This window comes from Leifsonia sp. L25 (assembly GCF_050632895.1).
This window is the reverse complement of sequence record NZ_JBODRZ010000002.1, coordinates 93,941-116,540: the sequence shown is the minus strand read 5'-3', so window position 1 is coordinate 116,540 and position 22,600 is coordinate 93,941. Positions and strand designations below refer to the sequence as shown.

19 protein-coding genes and 1 pseudogene are annotated in these 22,600 nt (G+C 71.2%); 17 read left to right on the top strand and 3 right to left on the bottom strand.

All coding sequences use genetic code 11. The features are described 5' to 3' along the window. Positions 1 to 67 precede the first annotated feature (67 nt). Both ACRAWC_RS01290 and ACRAWC_RS01285 read left to right on the top strand, forming a co-directional pair. Positions 68 to 2,991: pseudogene (locus tag ACRAWC_RS01290) on the top strand (MMPL family transporter). Then, complete coding sequence (locus ACRAWC_RS01285; protein WP_431346129.1) at positions 2,988 to 4,991, top strand: YhgE/Pip family protein; 2,004 nt, start codon at positions 2,988 to 2,990, stop codon at positions 4,989 to 4,991. The pseudogene ACRAWC_RS01290 and the gene ACRAWC_RS01285 overlap by 4 nt, the downstream one beginning before the upstream one ends. A 70-nt stretch (positions 4,992 to 5,061) precedes the next feature. Here ACRAWC_RS01285 and ACRAWC_RS01280 read toward each other — a convergent pair whose 3' ends face one another. Further along, positions 5,062 to 6,216 (bottom strand): SLC13 family permease, encoded by a 1,155-nt coding sequence (locus ACRAWC_RS01280; protein ID WP_431346128.1) that lies wholly within the window; start codon positions 6,214 to 6,216, stop codon positions 5,062 to 5,064. A gap of 95 nt (positions 6,217 to 6,311) precedes the next feature. On the opposite strand from ACRAWC_RS01280, the gene ACRAWC_RS01275 reads away from it, so the two are divergent. Both ACRAWC_RS01275 and ACRAWC_RS01270 read left to right on the top strand, forming a co-directional pair. Next, entirely contained in the window at positions 6,312 to 6,509 is a 198-nt protein-coding gene (locus tag ACRAWC_RS01275) for a hypothetical protein (protein WP_431346127.1), read from the top strand. Between the two features lie 97 nt (positions 6,510 to 6,606). Further along, positions 6,607 to 7,080, top strand: a complete 474-nt coding sequence (locus ACRAWC_RS01270; RefSeq protein ID WP_431346126.1) for a hypothetical protein — start codon at positions 6,607 to 6,609, stop codon at positions 7,078 to 7,080. Between the two features lie 22 nt (positions 7,081 to 7,102). Here ACRAWC_RS01270 and ACRAWC_RS01265 read toward each other — a convergent pair whose 3' ends face one another. Further along, entirely contained in the window at positions 7,103 to 8,479 is a 1,377-nt protein-coding gene (locus tag ACRAWC_RS01265) for a glucose-6-phosphate dehydrogenase (protein ID WP_431346125.1), read from the bottom strand. A 29-nt stretch (positions 8,480 to 8,508) separates the two neighbouring features. Between ACRAWC_RS01265 and ACRAWC_RS01260 the strand changes: the two genes are divergently transcribed. From ACRAWC_RS01260 to ACRAWC_RS01250, 3 genes are all read left to right on the top strand, one after another. Beyond that, positions 8,509 to 10,287 carry a glycoside hydrolase family 15 protein gene (locus ACRAWC_RS01260; RefSeq protein ID WP_431346124.1) on the top strand — a complete coding sequence of 593 codons (1,779 nt, stop codon included), beginning with the start codon at positions 8,509 to 8,511 and terminating at the stop codon, positions 10,285 to 10,287. 8 nt (positions 10,288 to 10,295) lie between these two features. Next, on the top strand, positions 10,296 to 10,586 hold the full coding sequence (gene clpS, locus ACRAWC_RS01255; RefSeq protein WP_431346562.1) for an ATP-dependent Clp protease adapter ClpS: 291 nt from the start codon (positions 10,296 to 10,298) through the stop codon (positions 10,584 to 10,586). Positions 10,587 to 10,737: 151 nt separating this feature from the next. Then, complete coding sequence (locus ACRAWC_RS01250; RefSeq protein WP_431346561.1) at positions 10,738 to 11,115, top strand: DUF2017 family protein; 378 nt, start codon at positions 10,738 to 10,740, stop codon at positions 11,113 to 11,115. Between the two features lie 19 nt (positions 11,116 to 11,134). On the opposite strand, the gene ACRAWC_RS01245 is transcribed toward ACRAWC_RS01250, so the two are convergent. Continuing rightward, complete coding sequence (locus tag ACRAWC_RS01245) at positions 11,135 to 12,256, bottom strand: hypothetical protein (protein WP_431346123.1); 1,122 nt, start codon at positions 12,254 to 12,256, stop codon at positions 11,135 to 11,137. 223 nt (positions 12,257 to 12,479) lie between these two features. Between ACRAWC_RS01245 and ACRAWC_RS01240 the strand changes: the two genes are divergently transcribed. The 10 genes from ACRAWC_RS01240 to ACRAWC_RS01195 all read left to right on the top strand — a co-directional run bounded on the left by ACRAWC_RS01240 (position 12,480) and on the right by ACRAWC_RS01195 (position 22,540). After that, the gene (locus ACRAWC_RS01240) at positions 12,480 to 12,605 is read left to right on the top strand and encodes a hypothetical protein (protein ID WP_431346122.1); all 126 of its coding nucleotides are present in this window, start codon (positions 12,480 to 12,482) and stop codon (positions 12,603 to 12,605) included. A 35-nt stretch (positions 12,606 to 12,640) separates the two neighbouring features. After that, positions 12,641 to 14,545 carry a hypothetical protein gene (locus tag ACRAWC_RS01235; protein ID WP_431346121.1) on the top strand — a complete coding sequence of 635 codons (1,905 nt, stop codon included), beginning with the start codon at positions 12,641 to 12,643 and terminating at the stop codon, positions 14,543 to 14,545. Next, positions 14,542 to 15,564 (top strand): LacI family DNA-binding transcriptional regulator, encoded by a 1,023-nt coding sequence (locus tag ACRAWC_RS01230; RefSeq protein ID WP_431346120.1) that lies wholly within the window; start codon positions 14,542 to 14,544, stop codon positions 15,562 to 15,564. The genes ACRAWC_RS01235 and ACRAWC_RS01230 overlap by 4 nt, the downstream gene beginning before the upstream one ends. Before the next feature lie 22 nt (positions 15,565 to 15,586). Next, on the top strand, positions 15,587 to 16,897 hold the full coding sequence (locus ACRAWC_RS01225; protein WP_431346119.1) for an ABC transporter substrate-binding protein: 1,311 nt from the start codon (positions 15,587 to 15,589) through the stop codon (positions 16,895 to 16,897). 184 nt (positions 16,898 to 17,081) lie between these two features. Beyond that, positions 17,082 to 17,855, top strand: a complete 774-nt coding sequence (locus tag ACRAWC_RS01220) for a carbohydrate ABC transporter permease (RefSeq protein ID WP_431346118.1) — start codon at positions 17,082 to 17,084, stop codon at positions 17,853 to 17,855. Further along, entirely contained in the window at positions 17,855 to 18,775 is a 921-nt protein-coding gene (locus ACRAWC_RS01215) for a carbohydrate ABC transporter permease (protein WP_431346117.1), read from the top strand. The genes ACRAWC_RS01220 and ACRAWC_RS01215 overlap by 1 nt, the downstream gene beginning before the upstream one ends. Positions 18,776 to 18,815: 40 nt before the next feature. Then, entirely contained in the window at positions 18,816 to 19,826 is a 1,011-nt protein-coding gene (locus tag ACRAWC_RS01210) for a hypothetical protein (protein ID WP_431346116.1), read from the top strand. Between the two features lie 41 nt (positions 19,827 to 19,867). Continuing rightward, entirely contained in the window at positions 19,868 to 20,896 is a 1,029-nt protein-coding gene (locus tag ACRAWC_RS01205; RefSeq protein ID WP_431346560.1) for a glycoside hydrolase family 130 protein, read from the top strand. Between the two features lie 55 nt (positions 20,897 to 20,951). Continuing rightward, positions 20,952 to 21,290, top strand: coding sequence for a YciI family protein (locus ACRAWC_RS01200; RefSeq protein ID WP_431346115.1), 339 nt, complete (start codon positions 20,952 to 20,954; stop codon positions 21,288 to 21,290). After that, positions 21,287 to 22,540 (top strand): RNA polymerase sigma factor, encoded by a 1,254-nt coding sequence (locus ACRAWC_RS01195; protein WP_431346114.1) that lies wholly within the window; start codon positions 21,287 to 21,289, stop codon positions 22,538 to 22,540. The genes ACRAWC_RS01200 and ACRAWC_RS01195 overlap by 4 nt, the downstream gene beginning before the upstream one ends. The last annotated feature ends 60 nt before the right edge of the window (positions 22,541 to 22,600 follow it).

Genomic DNA, 22,600 nt, shown 5'->3' with positions numbered 1-22,600 from the left:
TATCGAAACCCTTTCGACGGTCGGGCCTCACCCGCGCCGTCGTTCCCTTTTCACTGCTGGAGAACGCGTGTCCTCGCTCCTGTATTCGATCGGCCGCTGGGCCTTCCGCGCCCGCAAGCTGGTCCTCTCTCTGTGGCTGCTGCTGCTCGTCCTCCTGGCCGGCGGCGCAGTCGCCTTCAACCAGGGCACGGACAACACCTTCAGCATCCCCGGCACGGAGTCGCAGGACGCGCTCGACACGCTGAGCAGGACCTTCCCGCAGGTCAGCGGGACCAGCGCGCAGATCGTCGTCGTGGCCCCGAAGGGCGAGACGGTCGACCAGGCCGCCATCCAGGGTCCGGTGGAGAGCACCGTCGCCGGCCTCGCGAAGACCGCCGGCGTCGCCGGCACGACCTCCCCGTACAGCACGACGGTCAAGAACCTCATCTCGGACGACCGCACGGCGGCGATCATCACCGTGCAGCTCCACGGCCAGCAGACGACCGTCCCGGCGGAGACCAAGACCGCGATCAAAGACGCCGGCGCCGCACTGCGGAAGGAGCTGCCGTCCGGCTCGCAGACGGCGGTCGGCGGGCAGCTCTTCTCGCAGAACCTGCCGACCATCTCGCCCACGGAGGGCGTCGGGCTGCTGATCGCGATCGTCGTGCTCATCATCACGTTCGGCTCGATCCTCGCGGCGGGGATGCCGCTCGCCACCGCCCTGCTGGGCGTGGGGCTCTCGATGGCCCTGATCTTCCTCGCGACACTGTTCGGGCCGATCTCCTCGACCACTCCCTGCTGGCGCTGATGCTCGGGCTCGCGGTCGGGATCGACTACTCGCTGTTCATCATCTCGCGGCATCAGAGCCAGTTGAAGGCGGGCGTCGATCCGGAGGAGTCCGCCGCGCGCGCGGTGGCGACCGCCGGCTCCGCCGTGCTGTTCGCGGGCATCACGGTGATCATCGCGCTGGCGGGGCTCGCCGTCGCGGGCATCCCCTTCCTGACCACGATGGGATTGGCGGCATCGGTCGCCGTCGGCATCGCGGTGCTCGTCGCGCTCAGCCTGACGCCGGCGTTCCTCGGGTTCGCCGGGGCGCGGATCACGCCGGGACACCGGGCGGCGAAACGTGCCGCGCGCGCGGCGGAACGCGCAGCGGCGGCCGAGCCGGCCGCCATGGACGCCGCTGCGCCGGTTCCCGAGCCGGCGACGCGCGCCAACCCGTCCCTCGCCCACGCCGCCACGGCGGACATCCCGAAGGGCCCCTTCCGCACCTGGGTGCGCGCCGTCACGCGCTTCCCGATCGTGACCGTCGTCGCTGTCGTCGTCGCTCTCGGCATCGCGGCCGTGCCCGCCCTCCAGCTCCGCCTCGCGCTCCCGGACGCCGGGTCGCACGCCAAGGACGACCCGGCCCGCATCGCCTACGACCTGGTGTCCGAGCACTTCGGCCCCGGCTACAACGGCCCCCTGATCGTCACCGGCTCGATCATCTCCAGCCACGACCCGCTCGGGCTGATGAAGAAGCTCGGCGCGGAGATCGCCGACCTCCCAGGCGTCGCGGCCGTCCCGCTCTCCACTCCGAACCAGAACGCGGACACCGGCATCGTCCAGGTCATCCCGACCACGGCGCCTGACGACGCCCGCACCGCCCAGTTCGTCGCCGAGCTGCGCGCCAAGCACCAGCACTTCCTCGACGAGTACGGCGTCGACCTCAAGGTGACCGGCACGACGGCGGCCCAGATCGACGTCTCCACCCGGCTCGGTGGGGCGCTGCTGCCGTTCGGCATCCTCGTCGTCGGGCTCTCCCTCGTGCTGCTGACCATGGTCTTCCGTTCGATCGCCGTGCCGATCAAGGCCGCGCTCGGCTACCTGCTGTCGGTCGGCGTCGCGTTCGGAGCGGTCACCGCGGTGTTCGAGTGGGGCTGGTTCGGGGATGCCGTGCACCTCGACAAGACGGGGCCGGTGATCAGCTTCATGCCGATCATCCTGATGGGCGTGCTGTTCGGGCTCGCGATGGACTACGAGGTCTTCCTGGTCAGCCGCATCCGCGAGGACTACGTGCACGGCGGCGACGCGCGCCGGGCGATCCAGAGCGGTTTCGTCGGCTCGGCCAAGGTCGTCACCGCGGCCGCCATCATCATGATCTCGGTGTTCGCAGCGTTCGTGCCCGAGGGCGACGCCTCCATCAAACCGATCGCGCTCGGCCTCGCCGTCGGCGTCTTCGTGGACGCGTTCATCGTGCGGATGACGCTGGTGCCCGCGGTGCTGCAGCTCCTCGGCGACCGGGCCTGGTGGATGCCGCGCTGGCTCGACCGCGTGCTCCCCTCGTTCGACGTGGAGGGCGACGGCCTGCAGAAGGAACTGGAGTTGGCCGACTGGCCTGAGCCGGGCTCCCGGTACGTCGCCGCAGCGGACGGCCTGTCGGTCAGCGCGCGGCGCACGCCGATCCTCCGCGACGTGAGCTTCCGGCTCGCCGATGGAGAGACCCTGGTCGTGCACGGCCCGGACCGCACGGCTGCCCTCGCGCTGCTGATGGCCGTCACCGGCCGCACGCGCGTCGACGGCGGAACGGTCAAGGTCGCCGGTTTCGTCCTCCCCACGCGCGGATCGGCCGTGCGCTCGCGGACCTCCGTGGTCCGGCTCGACCGCGCCGAGACCCCGGTGGAGGACGTGCGCCGCGCGCTCGCCAGCTCGCCCGTCATCCTCTGTCTGGATGCCGCCGACAGCGTGACCGACCCCGTCGAGCGGCGGCGCGTGCGCGTCGAGCTGAGCCGCGCGTTCGCCGACGCCTCGGCGGCCGGTCGACCGTTCGCACTGGCGGTGAGCTGCGTGGACCCGTCCGGGCTGGACGACCTGCTCCCCGACACCGCCGAGCCCACCACGGTGCAGCTCGTCGTCGACTCCGACGGCGCCGCACACGGCACCGCCTCCCCATCCTTTCCGAGCGCGCCCGAGCTCGCCGAGGCCGCCGACCGCCACCCTGCCGCCCACCTCGAGAAGGCGAACGCCCGATGACCACCCCACCGCCCTCCGCTTCCCCGAATCTGGCGCTGCGCCGCCCGCGCTCGCTGTTCTCGCTGGAGCGGATGCGCTCCGACAAGCGGGTGACCTGGCTGACCGTCGTCGGCATCGTCCTCGTCCCGCTCGTCATCGGCGGCCTGCTGGTGTGGGCGCTCTGGAACCCGACCGACCGCCTCGGCGAGGTGAAGGCCGCCGTGGTCAACCTCGACCAGCCGGCCACCGTGAACGGCCAGATCGTGCCGCTCGGCCGGCAGATGGCGGCGGGACTGCTCGGTGCGAAGAACGAGAACTTCACGTGGGTGCTCACCGACCAGAAGGACGCGAACGCGGGCATCGCCGACGGCAGCTATGTGGCCGTGGTGACCATCCCGAAGAACTTCTCCCAGGCGGCGACCTCCACCGCCGGGACCTCCGGGGCCGCCACCCAGGCGACCATCGACGTGCGCACGAGTCACAAATCCAAGCTGGTGGACCCGGCGATCAGCCAGGCCGTCACCACGACCGCGACCGGCGTGCTCAACAAACAGCTCACGACGACGTATCTGGAGAACGTCTATGTCGGGTTCAACACGCTGCACGACCAGCTCGCCAAGGCGGCGTCGGGCGCGGGATCGCTCTCGAATGGGCTGACCCAGCTCGCGAGCGGGACGCACCAGCTCGCGGACGGGGCGACGCAGCTCTCCACGGGAGCTGACTCGCTCGCGAGCGGGCTCGGCCGGCTGTCGGGAGGCGCGTCCGGGCTGGCGGACGGGCTCGGGACGCTGTCGAACGGGATGACCCAGTACGCGGACGGCGTCTCGCACGGGGCCACCGCGGCGCAGCAGCTCCCGGCGGGGGCTGCGCAGCTCGCGACCGGCACGGCCGGGGTGCGCGACGGCATCGGCGCGACGGTGGCCGGATTGAAGAGACTCGAGGCGAACTGCACAGCGCTGCACCCGGGTGTCGGCGCCACTCCCGACCCGATCTGCGCCGGCATCCAGGCGACCATCGACGGGATCACGAACCCGGATCCCGCGCAGGGACTCCAGGCCGCCGCGACGCAGGTCGCCGCCGGAGCCCAGACCTTCGCCGGCAGCGTCGCACCGCTGCCGGGCCAGCTCGCCCAGTCGGCCTCGGCCGCGCAGCAGCTCGCGGCCGGCGCGTCCCAGTCGGCCTCCGGCGCGCAACAGCTCGCCTCCGGGGTGCAGCAGTCGGCGGACGGCGCCTCGCAGTACGCGGCCGGCGTGCAGCAGTACGCGGCGGGCGTTCCCGCTCTCGCGTCCGGCGCCGACCAGTCCGCGGCAGGCGCGGCCTCCCTCGCCTCCGGGCTGAACCAAGCCGTCGCTCAGCTCCCGAACTACGACGCGGGTCAGCGCACCAACCTGGCGTCGGTCGCCTCGCAGCCGGTCGGCCAGAAACAGTCCGGCACGACGGCGTTCGGGACCTCCAGCGTCCCGCTGTTCGCGTCGGTCGCGCTCTGGCTCGGGGCGTTCGCGTCGTTCCTGGTGCTCCAGGCGATCTCGCGGCGTGCGCTGCTGACGTCTCGCGCTGCCGGCCTCATCGCGTCCGACGGGCTCCTGCCCGGCGCCGCGATCGGCGTCGTCCAGGGCGTGCTCGTGGCCGCGATCATGCAGCCCGCCCTGCAGCTGAGCGTCGGCGCGTGGTTCGGTTTCGCGGGCGTGGCTGCGGCTGCGGCGGTCTGCTTAGCGGCGGTCAACCACGGGCTCGTCGCGCTGCTCGGCGGCCTCGGGCGCTTCCTGTCGATGCTCGTGGTCGTGGTCACGCTCGCCTCAGGGATCGTGTCGACCGCGCCCGGGTTCTTCGACAGCGTGACGGCGTGGCTGCCGACCTCGCCTGCGATCACGGCCCTGCAGGGTGTGGTGGACGGATCGACCGGCGTGTGGCGGGGCCTAGGCGGCCTCCTGATCTGGACCGCGATCGGCTTCGCGCTCGCCCTCGCGGCCGTAGCCCGCCGCCGCATCGTCAGCGCCGCGCAACTCCTCCCCGCCGAGTGACGCACAGGGGTCGCAACACGCCGCTACGCGCACGCGATAGCGGCGTGTTGCGACCCCTGTGCGGAGCGGGTCAGGCGCTGGCGGCCAGGGCGAGCGTCGCGAGGACGACGGTGACGGGGGCGACGATCAGGCCCAGCAGCATGTAGCGGCCCCAGCGGATCCGGACGTCGAACGAGGTGAGCCGCTGGTGCCACAGCAGCGTGGCCAGCGAGGCCCACGGGGTGATCAGCGGACCGGCGTTGACCCCGATCAGCAGGGCCGCCAGCCGCACCGGGCTGCCCGCGGCCGGCTCCAGCGCGAGGTAAGCGGGGAGGTTGTCGATCGCGTTGGCGCCGACCATCCCGGTCAGCGACAGCCGCAGCAGCGCGAGTGGTGACTCCCCCGAGCCCGACACGCGCGCCAGCACGGTGCCGAGGCCGTTCGCGTGCAGCGCCTCGATGAACAGGAACAGACCCGACGCCAGCAGAACGAGCTGCCACGGCAGCAAACCGAAGCGCAGCACCGAACGCCGCCGCACCGCGAAGACCACGACCAGCACGACCGCCGCGCCCGAGGCCGGGATCCACACCGGGATGCCCGACACCAGCAGCGGCATCAGCGCGACCACCACGGCGGCGGCGATCCAGAACAGCACCGGGTCCTCGATCCCGTCCTCCGGCCCCGTCTCGTAGCGGACCAGCAGCCGCGTGCGCGAGATGACGAACACCACGACCAGCGGGATGACGATCGCCACGAGCGCAGGCGCCCACATCAGGGCGGCGAAGGCGAACGGCGTGGGGTCGCCCATCGCGTGCTGGGCGAGCAGGTTCGTGAGGTTGGAGACCGGGAGGAGCAGCGACCCGGTGTTCGCGATCCAGACGGTGGTCAGGGCGAACGGCAGCGGGTCGAGCCCCGAGTGCCGGGCCACCACGATCACGACCGGCGTGAGGAGCACCGCGGTGGTGTCGAGCGACAGGAAGATCGTGCTCAGCGTCGCGACGAGAGCCACGAGCAGCCAGAGCAGCCAGGCGCGCCCGCGACCCCAGCGCGCGGTCTGCTGGGCGACCACCGTGAACACGCCGGCCTCCGCGGCCAGCTCGGTCACGACCGTCACCGCGATCACGAAGAGCAGGATCGGCCAGACACGGTCCCAGAGGGCCACAGCGTCCGCGCCGGGCAGCAGCCCGGTGAGCACCGCGACCGCACCCAGGAGGAGCAGCACAGCGCCGACGATCGCCGTCCGCATCCCACTCCTCTCCCTGCGACATCGTCAACCCGGCGCACCCCTTCAACCCGGCGCCCTCGGAAGCGTACCCTGGCGGAACGAGCGAAAGGACGCGGATGCGCAAGTTCATCTTCAACGGAGCGATCATCAGCGCGGTCATCGGGCTGTGGACGACGATCCAGTCGACCAAGCAGGGGCCGCGGGACTGGCGGGTGCCGCTGATGTGGATCAGCGCCGCCCTGAGCGTCGTGATCGCGGTCGGGACGGTCCTGGAGGAGTCCCGCGAAGCCGACGGGCGCGAAATCCGGCGCTGACCGGACGATTTCCGCAGTTCGCACGGCGTGTCCGCGCGCTATGAGGTGAATACCCCCGAGACTGGTTCTCGACGGAGAACCTGGAAGGGGTATCGCGATGTTTGGTCGTAGGCGGCATGCCGCCGCCGAGGTGCAGGCGGCGCCCGTTCCTCAGCTCACGGATGCACAGATCCTCGAGGTGGTCCACATCAAGATCGCCGAGCTGATCGGCGAACGCGGTGAATGGACCGTGTCGCGCCGTTCGACCGACGACACCGACTCCATCTTCCACTCCGTCCTCGCGCAGTCTGTCTCGGTCGGCATCACCGCCGCCCTGGTGGAAGCACGCCGCCGCCTGGAGGCCGGGGAGACCACCGTCGTGGTCGCGTCCGAGCCGCAGCACCGCGCTCCCGCCGAGCCCGTCGCCATCGCAGCAGCCGCGTCGGTCGACGAGACGCAGGAGCACGAGGAGCAGGAGCACGAGGAGCCCGCCGCCTTCGGCTGGGAGCCCGCCCCGATCACTGTGTGGACCGACCTGCGCAAGCCCGTCACGGGCGAGTTCCCCGCGATCGCGGAGCGTCCGGCGGCCTGAAGCCCCGCTGGTCGCGCCCCGCTCAGCCGATCCTCTTCCACGACGCCGGCCCGTCCGAGCCGGCGCGGTAGGTCTGCAACGGCACCTCCTCCTTCTTCCACGCCGCGATCACCGGCGCGACGATCCGCCACATCTCCACCGCCGTGTCGCCGCGCACCGAGAGCGACGGGTCCCCGTCGAGGATGCCCTCCAGCACCTCGGCGTAGGCCAGAAGCAGCCCGGGCCCGAATTCCGCGCTGAGCGCCACGCGCTCGATCTCGTGCGGGTCGTCCGGGCCGTTGATGTTCAGCTCCAGGGACATGGCGTCCGGCGCCAGCATGATGCGCAGCATCGTCGGCTCACGGTGTCCCTTCAGCCCGCGCGGGATGTGCCGCGCCGGCTTGAAGGTGACCAGGATCTCGCGCCGGCGCGAGCCCAGCGCCTTGCCCGAACGCAGCGTGAACGGCACGCCGGCCCAGCGCCAGGTGTCGATCTGCACCGTCACCTCGGTGAGCGTCTCGGTGTCGTTCGCCGGGTCGACGCCCGGCTCGTTCGTGTAGGCCGGGAGCTTCTTCCCGCCGACGGTCCCCGCCGTGTAGCGGGCGCGGCGGCTCGCCTCGACCGGATCGTCCTTCCACACCCGGGTCGCCCGCAGCACCGCCGCTTTCGCGTCGCGCAGGTCGGTGGCGTCGAGCGCGCTGGGCGGCTCCATCGCGAACACCGCGAGCACCTGCAGCAGGTGACTCTGGATCATGTCCATCAGCGCCCCGGCGTGGTCGTAGTAGCGGGCGCGGTCCTCCAACCCGAGCGACTCGTCGTAGACGATGTCGACGCTCTGGATGTGGTCGCCGTTCCACACCGGCTCCAGGATGCTGTTGGCGAAGCGCAGGCCGATCAGATTCAGCACGGTGGAGTTGCCGAGGAAGTGGTCCACACGGTGGATCCGCTCCTCCGGCACCAGCGTCGCCAGCCGCTTGTTGAGCGCGATGGCGGAGCGCTTGTCCGTGCCGAAGGGCTTCTCCAGCGCGAGAGTCAGTCCGGCCGGAAGCGTCAGCTTGCCGAGCGCCTCGCACGCCTTCGCCGTGATCGCCGGCGGCAGGGCGAAGTACAGCGCGGGCGCTCCATCGCACGCGTCGAAGATCTTCCGCAGGTCGTCGGGCTTCGTCACATCCGCCGGCAGGTACACCGTGCTCGTGAGCACCTGCTCCACCGCTGGGCCGCCGGCCTTCACGGTCTTGAAGGACGCCTTCACGACGGACCGCCAATGCGCGTCCGACCAGTCCTCGGCCCCGGAGCCGACCAGGTGGAAACGCCGATCCGGGTGGTGGGTGAGCAATTGCCCGATCGCAGGGAGGAGGAGCCTGGACGACAGATCGCCACTCGCTCCGAGAATCACCAGAGTGCCCACGGACTGCGTCATGCGCTTCACAGTACGGCCATACTGGGGATATGTCGCTCCCCATCGAGGATTACGCCCTGATCAGTGATTGCTTCACCGGGGCCCTCGTCGGACGGGACGGCAGCATCGACTGGCTGTGCCTGCCGAGGTACGACTCGCAGTCCACGTTCGGCGCCCTCCTGGGCACCGAGGACCACGGCCGCTGGCTGCTCGCCCCGACCGACCCCGAAGCCACCAGCACGCGCCAGTACGAGCGGGACACCATGATCCTGGTCACCCGCTGGCGCACCGCCACCGGCGAGGTGGAGGTGGTGGACGCGATGCCGATGGGCGACCACCGGGCGGACCTGGTGCGGCGCGTACGCGGCGTCAGCGGGCACGTGGAGCTGCGCGAGGAACTGCGGATCCGCTTCGGCTACGCCAGCGCGATACCGTGGGTGCGCAAGGTCACCGGCGAGAAGCCGGCTGCGCTCGTCGCCGTCGCCGGCCCGGACGGGCTCGTGTTCCGCGGGTCGGCGCTGCATGCGTCGAACCACGCGCACGAGTCGACCTTCACCGTCCATGCCGGCCAGACCGTCGACCTGTCGATGACCTGGTTCCCGTCGCACCGCCCGGCGCCGCACGCACTCGACGTGGAGACCTCCCTGCAGACCACGCGGGAGTGGTGGACGAAATGGGCGGAGAGCTGCGACCACGAGGGCCCGTACCGCGAGGAGGTCGTGCGCTCGCTGCTCATCCTGCGCGCGCTGACCCACCTGGAGACCGGTGGCATCGTCGCGGCGGCCACCACCTCGCTGCCCGAGAACTTCGGCGGGGAGCGCAACTGGGACTACCGCTACGTGTGGCTGCGCGACGCGTCGCTGACCATCGGCGTGCTGCTCGCCCACGGCTACGACGACTCGGTCGACCACTGGCGGGACTGGCTGCTGCGCGCCATCGCGGGCGACCCCGGCGACGTCCAGATCATGTACGGCCTCGCCGGCGAACGCGATCTCGCCGAGCGGGAGCTCGACAGCCTCCCCGGCTACCAGGGCGCGCACCCGGTCCGGATCGGCAACGACGCCTCCACGCAGTTCCAGGCCGATGTGATCGGCGAGGTCATGCTCGCCCTCGACCACGGGCGCACGCAGGGCGTCCCCGAGACACGGTTCTCCTGGGCGCTGCAGCGCGCGCTGATGGGGTACCTGGAGCAGAACTGGCGCAAGCCCGATCACGGCATCTGGGAGATCCGCGGCGACGAGCGGATGTTCACCCACTCCCGGGTGCTGGTGTGGGCCGCGTTCGACTGCGCGGTCCGGGGCGTCGAGCAGTACGGCCTGGACGGCCCGGTGGAGCGGTGGCGGCACCTCCGCGACCAGATCCGCGCGGATGTGGAGGCCAACGGCTTCGATGAGCACCGGGGCGCGTACGTGCAGTACTTCGGCACCACGGAAGTGGACGCCTCGCTGCTGCTGCTCCCGCAGGTCGGCTATTGCGCCTACGACGACCCGCGGATGCTCGGCACGGTGAAGGCGATCGAGGAGGACCTGCTGCGCGACGGCCTCCCCCTGCGCTACCGCACCGACAACGGCGTCGACGGCCTCCCACCCGGCGAGCACCCGTTCCTGGCCTGCGCGTTCTGGCTGACCGAGCAGTACGCCCGCTCGCACCGGCTGGACGACGCGGTGCGCCTGATGGACCGCCTCGTCTCACTCGCCAACGACGTCGGGATGCTCTCCGAGGAGTACGACGTCCAGGGCAGGTCGCAGGCGGGGAACACGCCGCAGGCGCTCACCCACCTGGCACTCGTTCGCGCCGCGGACGCCATCGCGGAGGTGCAGGCGGGGTGACGCCCGCGATGGCGGAGCCCGCCACCGAGGAGGAGGTCGACCTCGGCGAGCGGCTGGAGCTCGGCGCGCCGTGGGTGACGATCGTGTGGAACGACCCGGTGAACCTGATGTCGTACGTCACCTATGTATTCCAGAGCTACTTCGGCTTCTCCAAGGCGGAGGCCAGGCGGCTGATGCTGCTCGTGCACAACGAGGGCCGCGCGGTCGTCGCGACGGGCACGCGCGAGGAGATGGAGCGGCACGTGGAGGCCATGCACGGCTACGGGCTGTGGGCCACGCTGACGAAGGCGGACGCGTGAGGCCGTTCCGCGCCGACCGGCGCGGCGGCGGTGTGCGCGCGCGGTTCGAGGCGGACGAGGCCGCCATCCTGCGGGGTTCGCCGCCGAGGCGGCGGACCGTGCCGAGCGCGCCGGTTCCGGGTCGCCGGACGGCGCCTCTGCAGACCCGGCCCTGGCCCGCCTGCTCCCGGACGCCTATCCCGACGACCCGGAGGCGTCGGCGGAGTTCCGCCGGTTCACCGCCGAGCGGCTGGCCGAGTCGAAGGCGCGGAACGCGCAGCTCGTCATCGCCTCGCTGAGCGGCCCTGCGGACGACGGCGCACCGGACGGAGCCGTCGACGTGCGGCTGGACGCCGACCAGGCCCAGGCCTGGCTGCGCGCGCTCACCGACATCCGTCTCGGGCTGGCCGCCGGCCTCGGCATCGAGGAGGACGGCGATGAGGGCGATGTGCACGACCTGGAGTCGGCGACGCGCCGGGCCGTCTACGACTGGCTCGCCGCCGTCCAAGAGTTCCTCGTGCTGGCCCTCGCCCGCGCCGAGCGGCACTGATCGGTCGCCGAGGGGCAGGTCAGACGGGGAAGCGGACGGCCGCCGCGGCGGCGCCTCCGCCGGGGACGTCGTCCGCCCGCAGCGCGTAGACCTTCGCCTTGGAGGCCAGCGAGCGGCGGATGATCTCGTCCACCACGCCGTAGTTGCCCGCCGTGTCGTCGTCCTGGTACGCGATCTTGCCGGTCTCGTCGTCCAGGGAGCCGGGCACCCGCCGGTCGATGTCGAACACCAGGGTCTCCACCGCGCCGTAGGTCGCGGCGCGGGCGATGTCGCTCAGGTCCACCAGAGCCGTGCCGCCGGCGATGCGGGTGGAGAAGTCCTCCTTGAGCGCGTCGATCTTGCCGGCGTACAGGCGGTCGAGCACGCCGCGCGCGGCCGTCGCCAGCTCCTCCTCGGTCTTGTCCTCCGGGTTGCCCGCGATCACGTCGTCCACCAGGCGCGGGTAGTCCGTCGCTCCGCGGAAGATGCCGATCAACGGCTCGGTCGCCGCCAGGATCAGCGGCTCGGTGGAGGTCGCCAGCAGCGGGTGCAGTGCGCGCTCGATGGCCTGGACGTACTCCAGCATCCGCACCTTCTGGCCTTCGGAGCCCTGGATGCGGCCCTCGGCGGCGCGCCCGCTGATGGAGGTCTTGCCGACCGCGGCGGCGACGTCCTTCGGCATCCCCTCGACGTCGATCAGCGCGGGCGGCTGCTCGGGGTCGACGCGGATCAAGCGGACGGAGTTCTGCGCGAGCGCGAGGATGAGCGCCGACTGCGGGAAGGTCACCGCGCGCAGCAGCGGCTTGATGTAGAAGCGGTCGGCGACCTCGCACGCGGAGGTCAGCCGATTGGGCAGACGGAAGGTCTGGGCGACCTCCCCGTCGAGGAACACGGCGAGGGAACGGGACTGGTAGCGCCAGAAGTCGCGGTCTTCGAGGATCCCTTCGCCCTCGGCCTGGACGGCGGCGATGCGGTGCCGGTCGACGCCCATGCCCTCCAACGATTTCACCGCGAGCACGAGGTGGTTCTTGAGCTCGATCCGCGCCTTGTCCGCCTCCGGCGGGGTGGTGCCGGTGGGCAGGTAGATGCTCACGCAGCCCGGTTCGCGCAGCGCCGCGATCCTCTCGATGTCAGCCTTGGTCGGAATGTCCTTGTACTCCACGTTTCCTCCTCGGTCGTGACCCGGCCGGACGTCGGCGGCCGGTCGCCCCAGTCTCGTCGCGGGCGCAGAGCGGCACAAGACCCCCGGGGGTGGACCGCCGGGTGAACCGGTTGACAGATCGGAAAAGCGCGGCTACCGTCCTTTAAACCGGTTTAGACATCAGTCGGACTCGGGTGGCACGGGTCCCCCGCCCCACGCCGGTCGAACACAGAGAAGGAACGCAATGAAGCGGAATCGACTCCTCGCCGCAGCGACGGGCGCAGCCCTCCTCGCCGCCGCGCTCGTACCGGCGATCGCCGCCCCGGCGGACGCCTCCCCGCTCCCGCGGCTCCGGCCGTCCCCACGCTGACGAACCTCGCCCACCTGAATTTCCTCCTGGACGATGTGCCGTTGCTGTCCGGGGTCGCGGGTCACTCCACGTATCAGCAGAGCCAGGAGCCGACCGCGCGTGCCCCGTGGGTGTACGCGAACCGCAACGCCGACGGCAGCTTCACGCGCGTCGGCGGCGGCCCGATCACGGATGCCACCAAGGGCTGGTATGCACAGGGCTCCTTCGACGCCGACGACATCTCCCGCGCCGCGGTCGTCTACCTCCGGGACTGGAAGCAGAACGGCACCGCGGCAAGTCGCGCCTCGGCCTACGAGCTGCTGCGCGAGCTGACCTACCTGCAGGTCGACTCCGGCCCGAACGCCGGAAACGTGGTGCTCTGGCAGCAGCACGACGGCACGCTGAACCCGTCCGCGATCCCGGCCGACCAGCCGAACCCGAGCGACTCGGGCGAGTCGTACTGGCTGGCGCGCACGGTCTGGGCGCTCGGCGAGGGCTACGCCGGCTTCGAGAAGTCCGACCCGGCGTTCGCATCGTTCCTCCAGCAGCGGATGTCGCTCGCGCTCCGCTCGCTCGAGCGCCACTCGCTCGCGAAGTACGGCACCACCGAGACGGCCAACGGCGTCACGGTGCCCGGCTGGCTGATCGTCGGCAGCGCCAGCCCGACGGCGGAGGCGGTGCTCGGTCTGAGCGCGTACACCGCGGCCGCGCCGGGCGACGGCCAAGCGCGCACCGACCTCCAGCGCTACGCGAAGGGGATCGCCGGGCTCTCCTCCGGCGGCACCGGCCAGTGGCCGTTCGGCGCACTGCTCCCCGAGGCCAACTCCCCCACGTTCTGGCACGCCTGGGGCGGCATGCAGCCGGCGGCGCTGACCGCGGCAGCGACCCAGCTCCACGACGGCAGCCTGCAGAGCGCCGCGAACACCGACCTCGCGAGCTTCACCCCGCAGCTTCTCGCCAGCGGCGGCCCGGACAACGGCTGGACGCCGACACCCGCCGACCCGTCGCAGATCGCCTACGGCGTCGACTCGCGGGTGGAGGGCCTGGTCGCGGCCTCCGACGCGACCGGCTCGACCGGCCTCGCCACCCTCGCGGGCGCCCAGGCCGCCTGGTACTTCGGCGCCAACCCGGCGGGCGTCCCGGTCTACGACCCGGCCACCGGCGTGTGCGTCGACGGGATCGGCGGCGACGGCGGCGTCAACCACAACTGCGGCGCCGAGTCGGCCATCCACACCGAGCTGAGCATGCTCGCCCTCGACGCGCATCCGGCGATCAAGCGGGAGGCGCTGGCGCTGACGCACCGGACCGCCGTCAACGGCCTCCAGGTCGTGGAGGCCGAGAAGGGCGCCCTCACCGGCCCCGCCAGCGTCGTCACCCCGCCGTCCGCGTGGACCGGCTCGGCGAACTGGTCGGGCGGCGCATACGTCTCCGCCTCCACCGGTGCGAGCGTCACGATGACGCTCCCGGCGGGCCACTCCGCCGCGCGCATCCTCCCGATCGAGGACCTCGGCCCCGACGGCACCGCCACGAGCGGGTCGGGCACCACGGCGTGGACGGCGAGCGCGGGCAACCGCACTGTGCAACTCGGCACAAGCCAGAACGTGCGCCCCGGCGCGCAAGGCATCGCGCCCAGCCCGGTGTTCCTGCTGCCGCAGACCCTCCCGGTCTCCGCCCCCGCCGGGGCGACCTCCGTCACCGCTCGGGTGAACGGCCGGGCCCGCCTCGACGCAGTGCTCGTGCAGCCCGTCATCTCGCACCTCGGCCTGACCGGCACCGGCAGCCTCGACGTCTACGTCAACGCCACCTCGACGACCGTGCCGCAGCAGCTCAGCGGCTCCGGCCCGGTGCTCGCGACCCGCTACGACGCCGCCGGACACCAGGTCGGCGCGCCGATCCCGCTCAACGGCAACGGCACCGTCACGGTCGTGCCCGGCGGCTTCACCACGGTGGTGCCGCGGTGACGCCGGCCGACATCACGATCAACGACGTCGCGCGAGCGGCGGGCGTGAGCAAGGGCCTGGTGTCGCTCGCCCTCAACGGCAAGCCCGGTGTGGCGCTGGAGACCCGCGCGCGCATCCTCGCCACCGCGCGGGAGCTCGGGTTCACCCCCAACCCCAGCGCCCGCGGGCTCACCACCCGGCGCGCCTACGCGCTCGGCCTGATCCTGCGACGCGCCGCCCGCACCATCGAGGTGGACCCGTTCTTCGCGGCGTTCATCGCGGGCGTCGAGACCGTGCTCTCGGAGCGCGGCCAGGTGCTGGTGCTGACGGTCGTGCCCGACCACGAGGCCGAGGCGCGCGCCTACGAGCGGCTCGCCCTCGACAAGCGGGTCGACGGCTTCCTGCTCACCGACCTCCTGGCCGACGACCACCGCATCGGGTTGGTGCAGGAGTTCGGGTCGCTGGCCGTCTCGCTCGGCGAGCCGGTCGGCGGCAGCCAGTTCCCGGTCATCACGCGCGACTACGACTCCGGAATCGACGAGCTCGTGGCACACCTGCTCGGACTCGGCCACACGCGCATCGCGCACGTGTCCGGCGACGAGCGGATGCTGCACGGTCTCCGCCGCCGCGAGCGCTTCGAGCAGGCGATGGTCGAGGCGGGACTGCACCCGCTCGTCGTCCCCACCGACTTCTCGCCCGAACAGGGCGCGGAGGCCACCAAGACGCTCCTCGACTCCGCGGAGCCTCCGACCGCCATCGTCTACGGCAACGACCCGATGGCCATCGCGGGCATGGGGGTCGCGCACGAGCGCGGCCTCCGGCTCCCCCAGGACCTGTCCATCACCGGGCTCGACGGATCCCAGATCGGGACCTACATCTATCCGAGCCTCACGACCCTGGACAACGACCCGGCCGGCTGGGGCATCGCCGCCGCCACCGCACTGCTGCGGCTGGTGGAGGACGGCGAGCCTGCCGACGTCGCCCTGCCCCCTGCCCGACTGGTGGTGCGCGCCTCGACGGCCGCGCCATCGCGTCACTGAAATCACAGAAAGAGCACAGATCATGCGCAAACGCATCACCGGCTACCGCAGACTCGCGGTCGCCGTCATCAGCGCCGGCGTCGTCGCCGGCACCCTGGCCGCGTGCGGCTCCAGCGGCGGAGGCGGTCAGACCGACGCCATGAAGGCGCACGGCCCGATCACCATCTGGTACTCCAACAACGCCCAAGAGGTGCAGTGGGGCAAAGCGATGGTCTCCTCCTGGAACTCCTCGCACCCCAAGGAGCAGATCAAGGCACAGGAGGTCCCCGCCGGCAAGAGCACCGAGGAGGTCATCGGCGCCGCCATCACGGCGGGCACCACGCCGTGCCTCGTGTTCAACAACCTGCCCGCGGCCACCGGCCAGTGGGAGAAGCAGGGCGGCCTGGTCGACCTGTCGAAGTTCTCCGACGGCAACTCGTACATCCAGTCCCGCAGCGGCAAGTCGGCTGACCAGTACAAGTCGCCGAACGGCGACTACTTCCAGATGCCGTGGAAGCAGAACCCGGTGATGATCTTCTACAACAAGGCCATCTTCCAGAAGGCCGGCATCGACCCGAGCAACCCGGACCTGTCGACCTACGACAAGTTCCTGGCCGCGGCTCAGAAGATCAAGTCGTCCGGCGCGGCACCGTACGCGATCTACCCGGCCCCGACCAGCGAGTTCTTCCAGCCGAACTTCGACTTCCTGCCCCTGCTGGCGGCCCAGACCGGCGGCAAGACGTTCATCGAGAACGGCAAGTCGAACCTCACCAGCCAGGACTCGATCGACGTCGCCAATTTCTGGAAGACCATCTACGCCGACGGCCTCGCCGGCAAGGAGCAGTACACCGGCGACGCGTTCGCCGACGGCAAGTCGGCGATGGCCATCGTCGGCCCGTGGGCGATCGCGTACTACGGCGACAAGGTGCAGTGGGGCTCGGTCCCCGTCCCGACCAAGGACGGCAAGTCGGCCGACCAGACGTACACCTTCCCCGACGCGAAGAACATCGGGATGTACACCTCGTGCAAGAACCAGGGCACGGCCTGGGACGTCATCAAGTACGCGACCTCCAAGGACCAGGACGGCAAGCTGCTGAACGTCACCGGTCAGATGCCGATCCGGTCCAACGTCGCGAGCGTGTACTCGAGCTACTTCGACGCGCACCCGGCCTACAAGGAGTTCGGCGCTCAGAGCGAGCGGACGGCTGACGACCCGACGGGCGTCAACACCATCGCCCAGTTGCAGGCCCTGCGCGATGCCTACTCCAAGGCCGTGATCAACGGCACCGGCACGGTCGAGGACGCGTTCAAGAGCGCGTCGCAGAAGATCGACCAGCTCCAGAGCCAGAAGTAGCCATGAGCACGACCTCCGCTCGTCCGGCGGCGGGCACCACGCCCGCCGCCGGCACGGCCCCGCGGCGGCGGCCTCCCTCGCGCAGCGGCTGCTCGGCCGCAACCCGCTGGGCTGGCTGCTCGGCGCGCCGTACCTGATCTTCGTCATCGCGATCTTCGCGTACCCGCTCGGGTTCGCGGTGTACATGTCGTTCTTCGACTACTTCTTCGCCGCCCCCGGGGCGCAGGTCAGCCAGCCCTTCGTCGGCCTCGCCAACTACGTGCAGGCGTTCACCGACCCCGCAGTGCTGCAGTCGTTCGTCAACGTCGGGATCTTCCTGATCATCAACGTGCCGCTCACGGTGGCGCTGTCCCTGGTGCTCGCGAGCGCGCTCAACGGCGTCAAACGGTTCCGGACGTTCCTGCGGGTGAGCTACTACGTGCCGTACGTGACGGCGAGTGTCGCGATCATCGGCGTCTGGCTGTTCCTGTTCAACAGCACGGGACTGGTGAACCAGATCCTCGGCCTGCTCGCGCCGAACCCGTCGTGGTTCGTGAACCCCTGGCTGGCGATGCCGACCATCGCGATCTACGTGACCTGGAAGCAGCTCGGCCTCTACATCCTGCTCTACCTCGCCGCGCTGCAGAACGTGCCGAACGAGCTGTACGAGTCGGCTGCGACCGACGGCGCCGGGCGCGTCAGGCAGTTCTTCTCCGTCACCGTCCCGGGCGTCCGGCCCGCGACCGTGCTGGTGCTGCTGATCTCCACGATCACCGGCGCCAACCTGTTCACCGAGCCCTACCTCCTCACCGGCGGCGGCGGCCCGGACGGCCACTCGACCACCCCGGTGCTCCTCATCTACCAGCAGGGCATCCAGCAGGGTCACCCCGGCTACGCCGCCGCGATCGGCGTCGTACTGGTGATCCTGGTGCTGATCATCGGCTGGCTGCAGAACCGATTCGCGGGAGGACGCGACTGATGACCACTCTCAAGACCGCACGCGCGGAACTCGCTCCCGGGGCTCCCCGGAAGCGCCGTCGCCGCGACCTCTCCGCCGCCACGCGGCTGAGCCGGCCGCAGGCGATCATCCAGGGCATCGTGCTCACGATCGGCGCCATCGCCTTCCTGTTCCCCTTCTACTACATGCTCGTCGGGTCGCTGCAGGCCGCGCCCGACACGAGCGTGGCGGGGGCCTTCCCGAATCCGGCCAACCTGACGCTGAACAACTACTCGGCGATCGACTCCCGCATCAACCTCTGGACAGGGCTGGTGAACTCCGGGATCTTCACCGGAGGCGTGCTGCTGTGCACGGTCGTGTTCGGGGTGCTCGCCGGGTACGCGCTCTCGATCCTGCACTGGCGCGGGCGCGGCGTGACCTTCGCGCTGGCGCTGCTCGTCCAGACCATCCCGTTCCAGTTGCTGATGATTCCGCTGTATGTGCTCATCGCCCGCAACTACGGGCTGGCGGACAACTACCTGGGGATGATCCTGCCGTTCGCCATCAACTCGGCGGCGGTGCTGATCTTCCGGCAGTACTTCCTGCAGTTGCCGCGCGAGCTGTTCGACGCCGCGCGCGTGGACGGCGCCGGGGAGTTCAAACTGCTCTGGAGGATCGCCCTCCCGCTGGTGCGCCCAGCGCTCGTCACCGTGGTGCTGCTGACGTTCATCGGCCCGTGGAACGAGTTCCTCTGGCCCTTCCTGATCACGAAGGACGCGAGCCTGCAGCCGCTCGCCGTGTCGCTGGCGAACTACATCAGCACGGTCGCGGCCTCCACGACCAACCCGTACGGCTCGATCCTCGCCGGCGCGGTGGTGCTCGCCGCCCCGGTCGTGGTGCTGTTCATCGCGTTCCAGCGCTACTTCATCTCCACCGACATCGGCTCGTCCGTCAAGGGCTGAGCCGCCCGCCCACCACCCGTCACGCAACGCAAGGAGAACAGTGGACGCCGCCTACACCGACGCCCTCCGCCTCAACTACGAGGAGGCGCTGGGTCACTCCAACGCCCTCACCGACCACATCTCGACCGACCAGTTCTCGGCGCACTACCCCGATGCGCCGGACTGGGCGATCGGCCCGTTCGAGCGGGACCCGTCGCTCACCTTCCGGCTGGAGGGCCAGTGGGACGACCCCACCGGCGTCGGCTGGACGAGCAGCGCGATCTTCAATCCGACGATGATCGAGCGCGGCGGGGAGCTGCACCTCTTCTACCGGGCCTCGCCGCGGATGGAGTCGACCGCCAGCCGCATCGGGCACGCCGTCCGACGCGACGGCGTCTGGCACGACGACCCCGCCAACCCGGTGGTGTACCCGACTCTCGACAACGAGACGCTGGGCTGCGAGGACCCGAAGGTCTACGAGGCCGACGGCAGGTACGTCCTCTTCTACAACGCGATCCGCCGCACCGCTGAGGGCGAGACCGCCGTCGACATCATGGGGATGGTCTCCGACGACCTGGTGTCGTGGGAGAAGATCGGCCTGGTCGTCCCGCTCGAGGTGTCCCTGGGCTGGGCGAAGGGCGCCGTGGTGCCGCGCGACGAGCACGGCCGCGCGGTGCGGATCGGCGGCGAGTACCTGATGTACCTCTCCGAGGGCTGCGGGGATCGACCGATGATCGGGCACTCAGACGACCTGGTCTCGTGGACCTTCTCCGAGCAGCCCTACCTCGACCTGTCGCCGCTGCCGGGCACCCTGTTCGAGGTCGCCTGCGCCGTCGTGCGCGGGGACGACCTGGTGCTGGACTTCTTCTACGCCGACGAGCACCACGACTTCGCCGCCGCCCAGGCGCACTACTCTGTCGACGCCCCGTTCACGCAGACCGGTCTCCACCGCGGGGGGTCCCTCGCCTGGGGCGGGCTGCAGAGGATCGACGGCCGCTGGTCGTTCGCGCAAGGCTGGGATGCTCCCCGCGGAGAGCGCGAACTCTATATTTACAAGGAGGTCACGAAGTGACTGAGCCCTTCCCGTACGCTCTCACCCGCTCGGGCGTGGTGATGACTCCCGAGCCCGGCGAACCGCTGGAGGCCGAGGGTGTGCTGAACCCGGCGTCCGGGCGCGACGCCGACGGCGTGCTCTACCTGCTGCCGCGGCTGGTCGCCGACGGCAACGTGTCGCGCGTGGGCCTGGCCCGCGTCGTGGTCGAGGACGGCGTGCCCGTCGGCGTCGAGCGGGAGGGCGTCGTGCTGGCGCCCGAGCGCGACTTCGAGCGCGGCCGGCGCAACTCCGGGGTGGAGGACCCGCGCACGACCTACGTGCCCGCGCTCGGCCTCCACCTGATGACGTATGTCGCCTACGGCCCCCTCGGCCCGCGCACCGCCGTCGCCGTCTCGACCGATCTGCGGTCGTGGCGACGGCTCGGCCCGGTGAGCTTCGAGTACGACGACGAGCTGGGCGTCGACCTGGCCCTGTTCCACAACAAGGACACGGTGTTCTTCCCCGAGCCGGTGACCGGACCGGACGGCGTGGAGAGCCTCGCGGTGCTGCACCGGCCGGTGTGGGACCTCGGCGAGGTCCGGGAGGGCGAGGGCGCGCACCCGCCGACCGGCCTGGAGGAGAAGCGTCCCAGTATCTGGATCGCGTTCATTCCGCTGGCGGCCGTGCGCGACGACCTCGGCGAGCTGGCCCGGTGGCGGCACAACCGCTTCCTCGCCGGCCCCGAGTACCCGTTCGAGGAGCTGAAGATCGGCGCGGGTCCCGCCCCGGTGCGGGTGCCGGAGGGCTGGCTGCTGCTGCACCACGGCGTCACCGGCCGGCTGGAGCGCGGCGTCGACCAGCAGAAGCATGTCAACTACTCCGCCGGCGCGATGATCCTCGACGCCGACGAGCCGTGGAAAGTGATCCGGCGCACCGAGGAGCCGCTGCTGAGCGCCGAGACCGAGGAGGAGCGCAGCGGCATCGTGCCGAACGTCGTCTTCCCCACCGCGATCGAGCGGGTCGGCGACACCGACTGGGTGTTCTACGGGATGGCGGACTCGAAGATCGGGGTGGCGAAACTGGAGCGGGTGGCGTCTTCCGCGACATGATGTCGAGATGACGCGTGCCCGTCCGTATAGACGGTGAGAGGAAGGAATCACGATCATGTCCCAGTACCTGCTCAGCGTCTACCAGCCCGAAGGGCCCGTCCCCGAGCCGGAGGTCCTCGCCGCGATCGGCGAGGACCTCGACGCGCTCAACACCGAGATGCGCGCGGCCGGCGCCTGGGTGTTCTCCAACGGCCTCCTGCCGCCGGCGTCGGCGACCGTGCTGCGGCCGTCCGGCGGGGAGGTGATGGTCACCGACGGTCCCTTCGCGGAGGGCAAGGAGCACCTCGGCGGCTTCACCATCGTCGACGTGCCCGACCTGGACGCCGCCCTCGAGTGGGGCCGGCGCCTCGCCGTCGCGACGACGCTGCCGATCGAGGTGCGGCCGTTCGCATGAGGGCCGGGGATGGCGCAGCCGTCTCCTCCGGAGCGATCGACTCGATCTTCCGCGAGGAGTACGGCCGCGCGGTCTCCGTGCTCTACCGCTCCCTCACCGACCTGGACCGCGCGGAGGACGCGGTGCAGGAGGCCTTCGCCGTCGCCGTCGCGCGCTGGCCGATCGACGGGCTCCCGCCCGCGCCCGCGGGGTGGCTCATCACGACCGCCCGTCGCCGCGCGATCGACCGGCTGCGCCGGGATGCCGTCGGCCGGGCCCGGGAGGCCGAGGCCGCGGAGCTGCTCGCGCTGGCCGCCACGGTGGAGGCCGCCGACACCGGCGCGATCCCCGACGACCGCCTCCGGCTCGTCTTCACCTGCTGCCACCCCGCTCTCGCGCCGAACGCCCGGGTGGCGCTGACGCTGCGGCTGCTCGGCGGCCTCAGCACCGCCGAGATCGCGCGGGCGTTCCTCGTGCCGGAGGCCACCCTCGCCCAGCGCATCTCCCGGGCGAAGGCGAAGATCCGCGACGCCCGCATCCCCTACCGGGTCCCGGCCGCCGCCGACCTCACCGAACGGCTCGGCTCGGTGCTGGCCGTCGTGTATCTGATCTTCAGCGAGGGCTACACGGCGACCGCGGGCGACCGGCTGGTGCGCGAGGAGCTGTGCGGCGAGGCGATCCGGCTCGCGCGCCTCCTCACGGCCCTGTTGCCCGACGAGCCGGAGGCGCAGGGGCTGCTCGCCCTGCTGCTGCTCGTCGACGCGCGCCGACCCGCGCGCGTCGACACCGACGGTGTCATGGTGGCCCTCCCCGACCAGGACCGCGGCCGCTGGGATGCCGCGCTGATAGCCGAGGGCCACGCGATCGTGCGCCGCTGCCTGGTCGCCGGTCGCCCGGGACCGTACCAGCTCCAGGCCGCGATCCAGGCGGTGCACGACGACGCCGCACGCGCCGAGGACACCGACTGGCGGCAGATCGTCGCCCTGTACGACCAGCTCCAGCGGGTGCAGCCCTCCCCCGTCGTCGCCCTCAACCGCGCGGTCGCGGTGGCGGAGGCCGTCGGTCCCGAGCAGGCGCTGGCGGCGATCGAGCCGCTGCGCTCGGAGCTGGGGTCGTTCTATCTGCTGCACGGCATCCGCGCCGGCCTGCTGCGCCGGGCCGGACAGCCGGAGGAGGCCGCGGAGGAGTACGACGAGGCGGTGCGGCTGTGCGCCAACGACAGCGAGCGGGAGTTCCTGGTGCGGCAGCGGGCGCTGCTGCCGGAGGGGTGATCCCGGCGGTGCTGCCGGCGCGGTGGTCGCCGAGGCGGTATCGGCTTTCCGGGTTCCGTC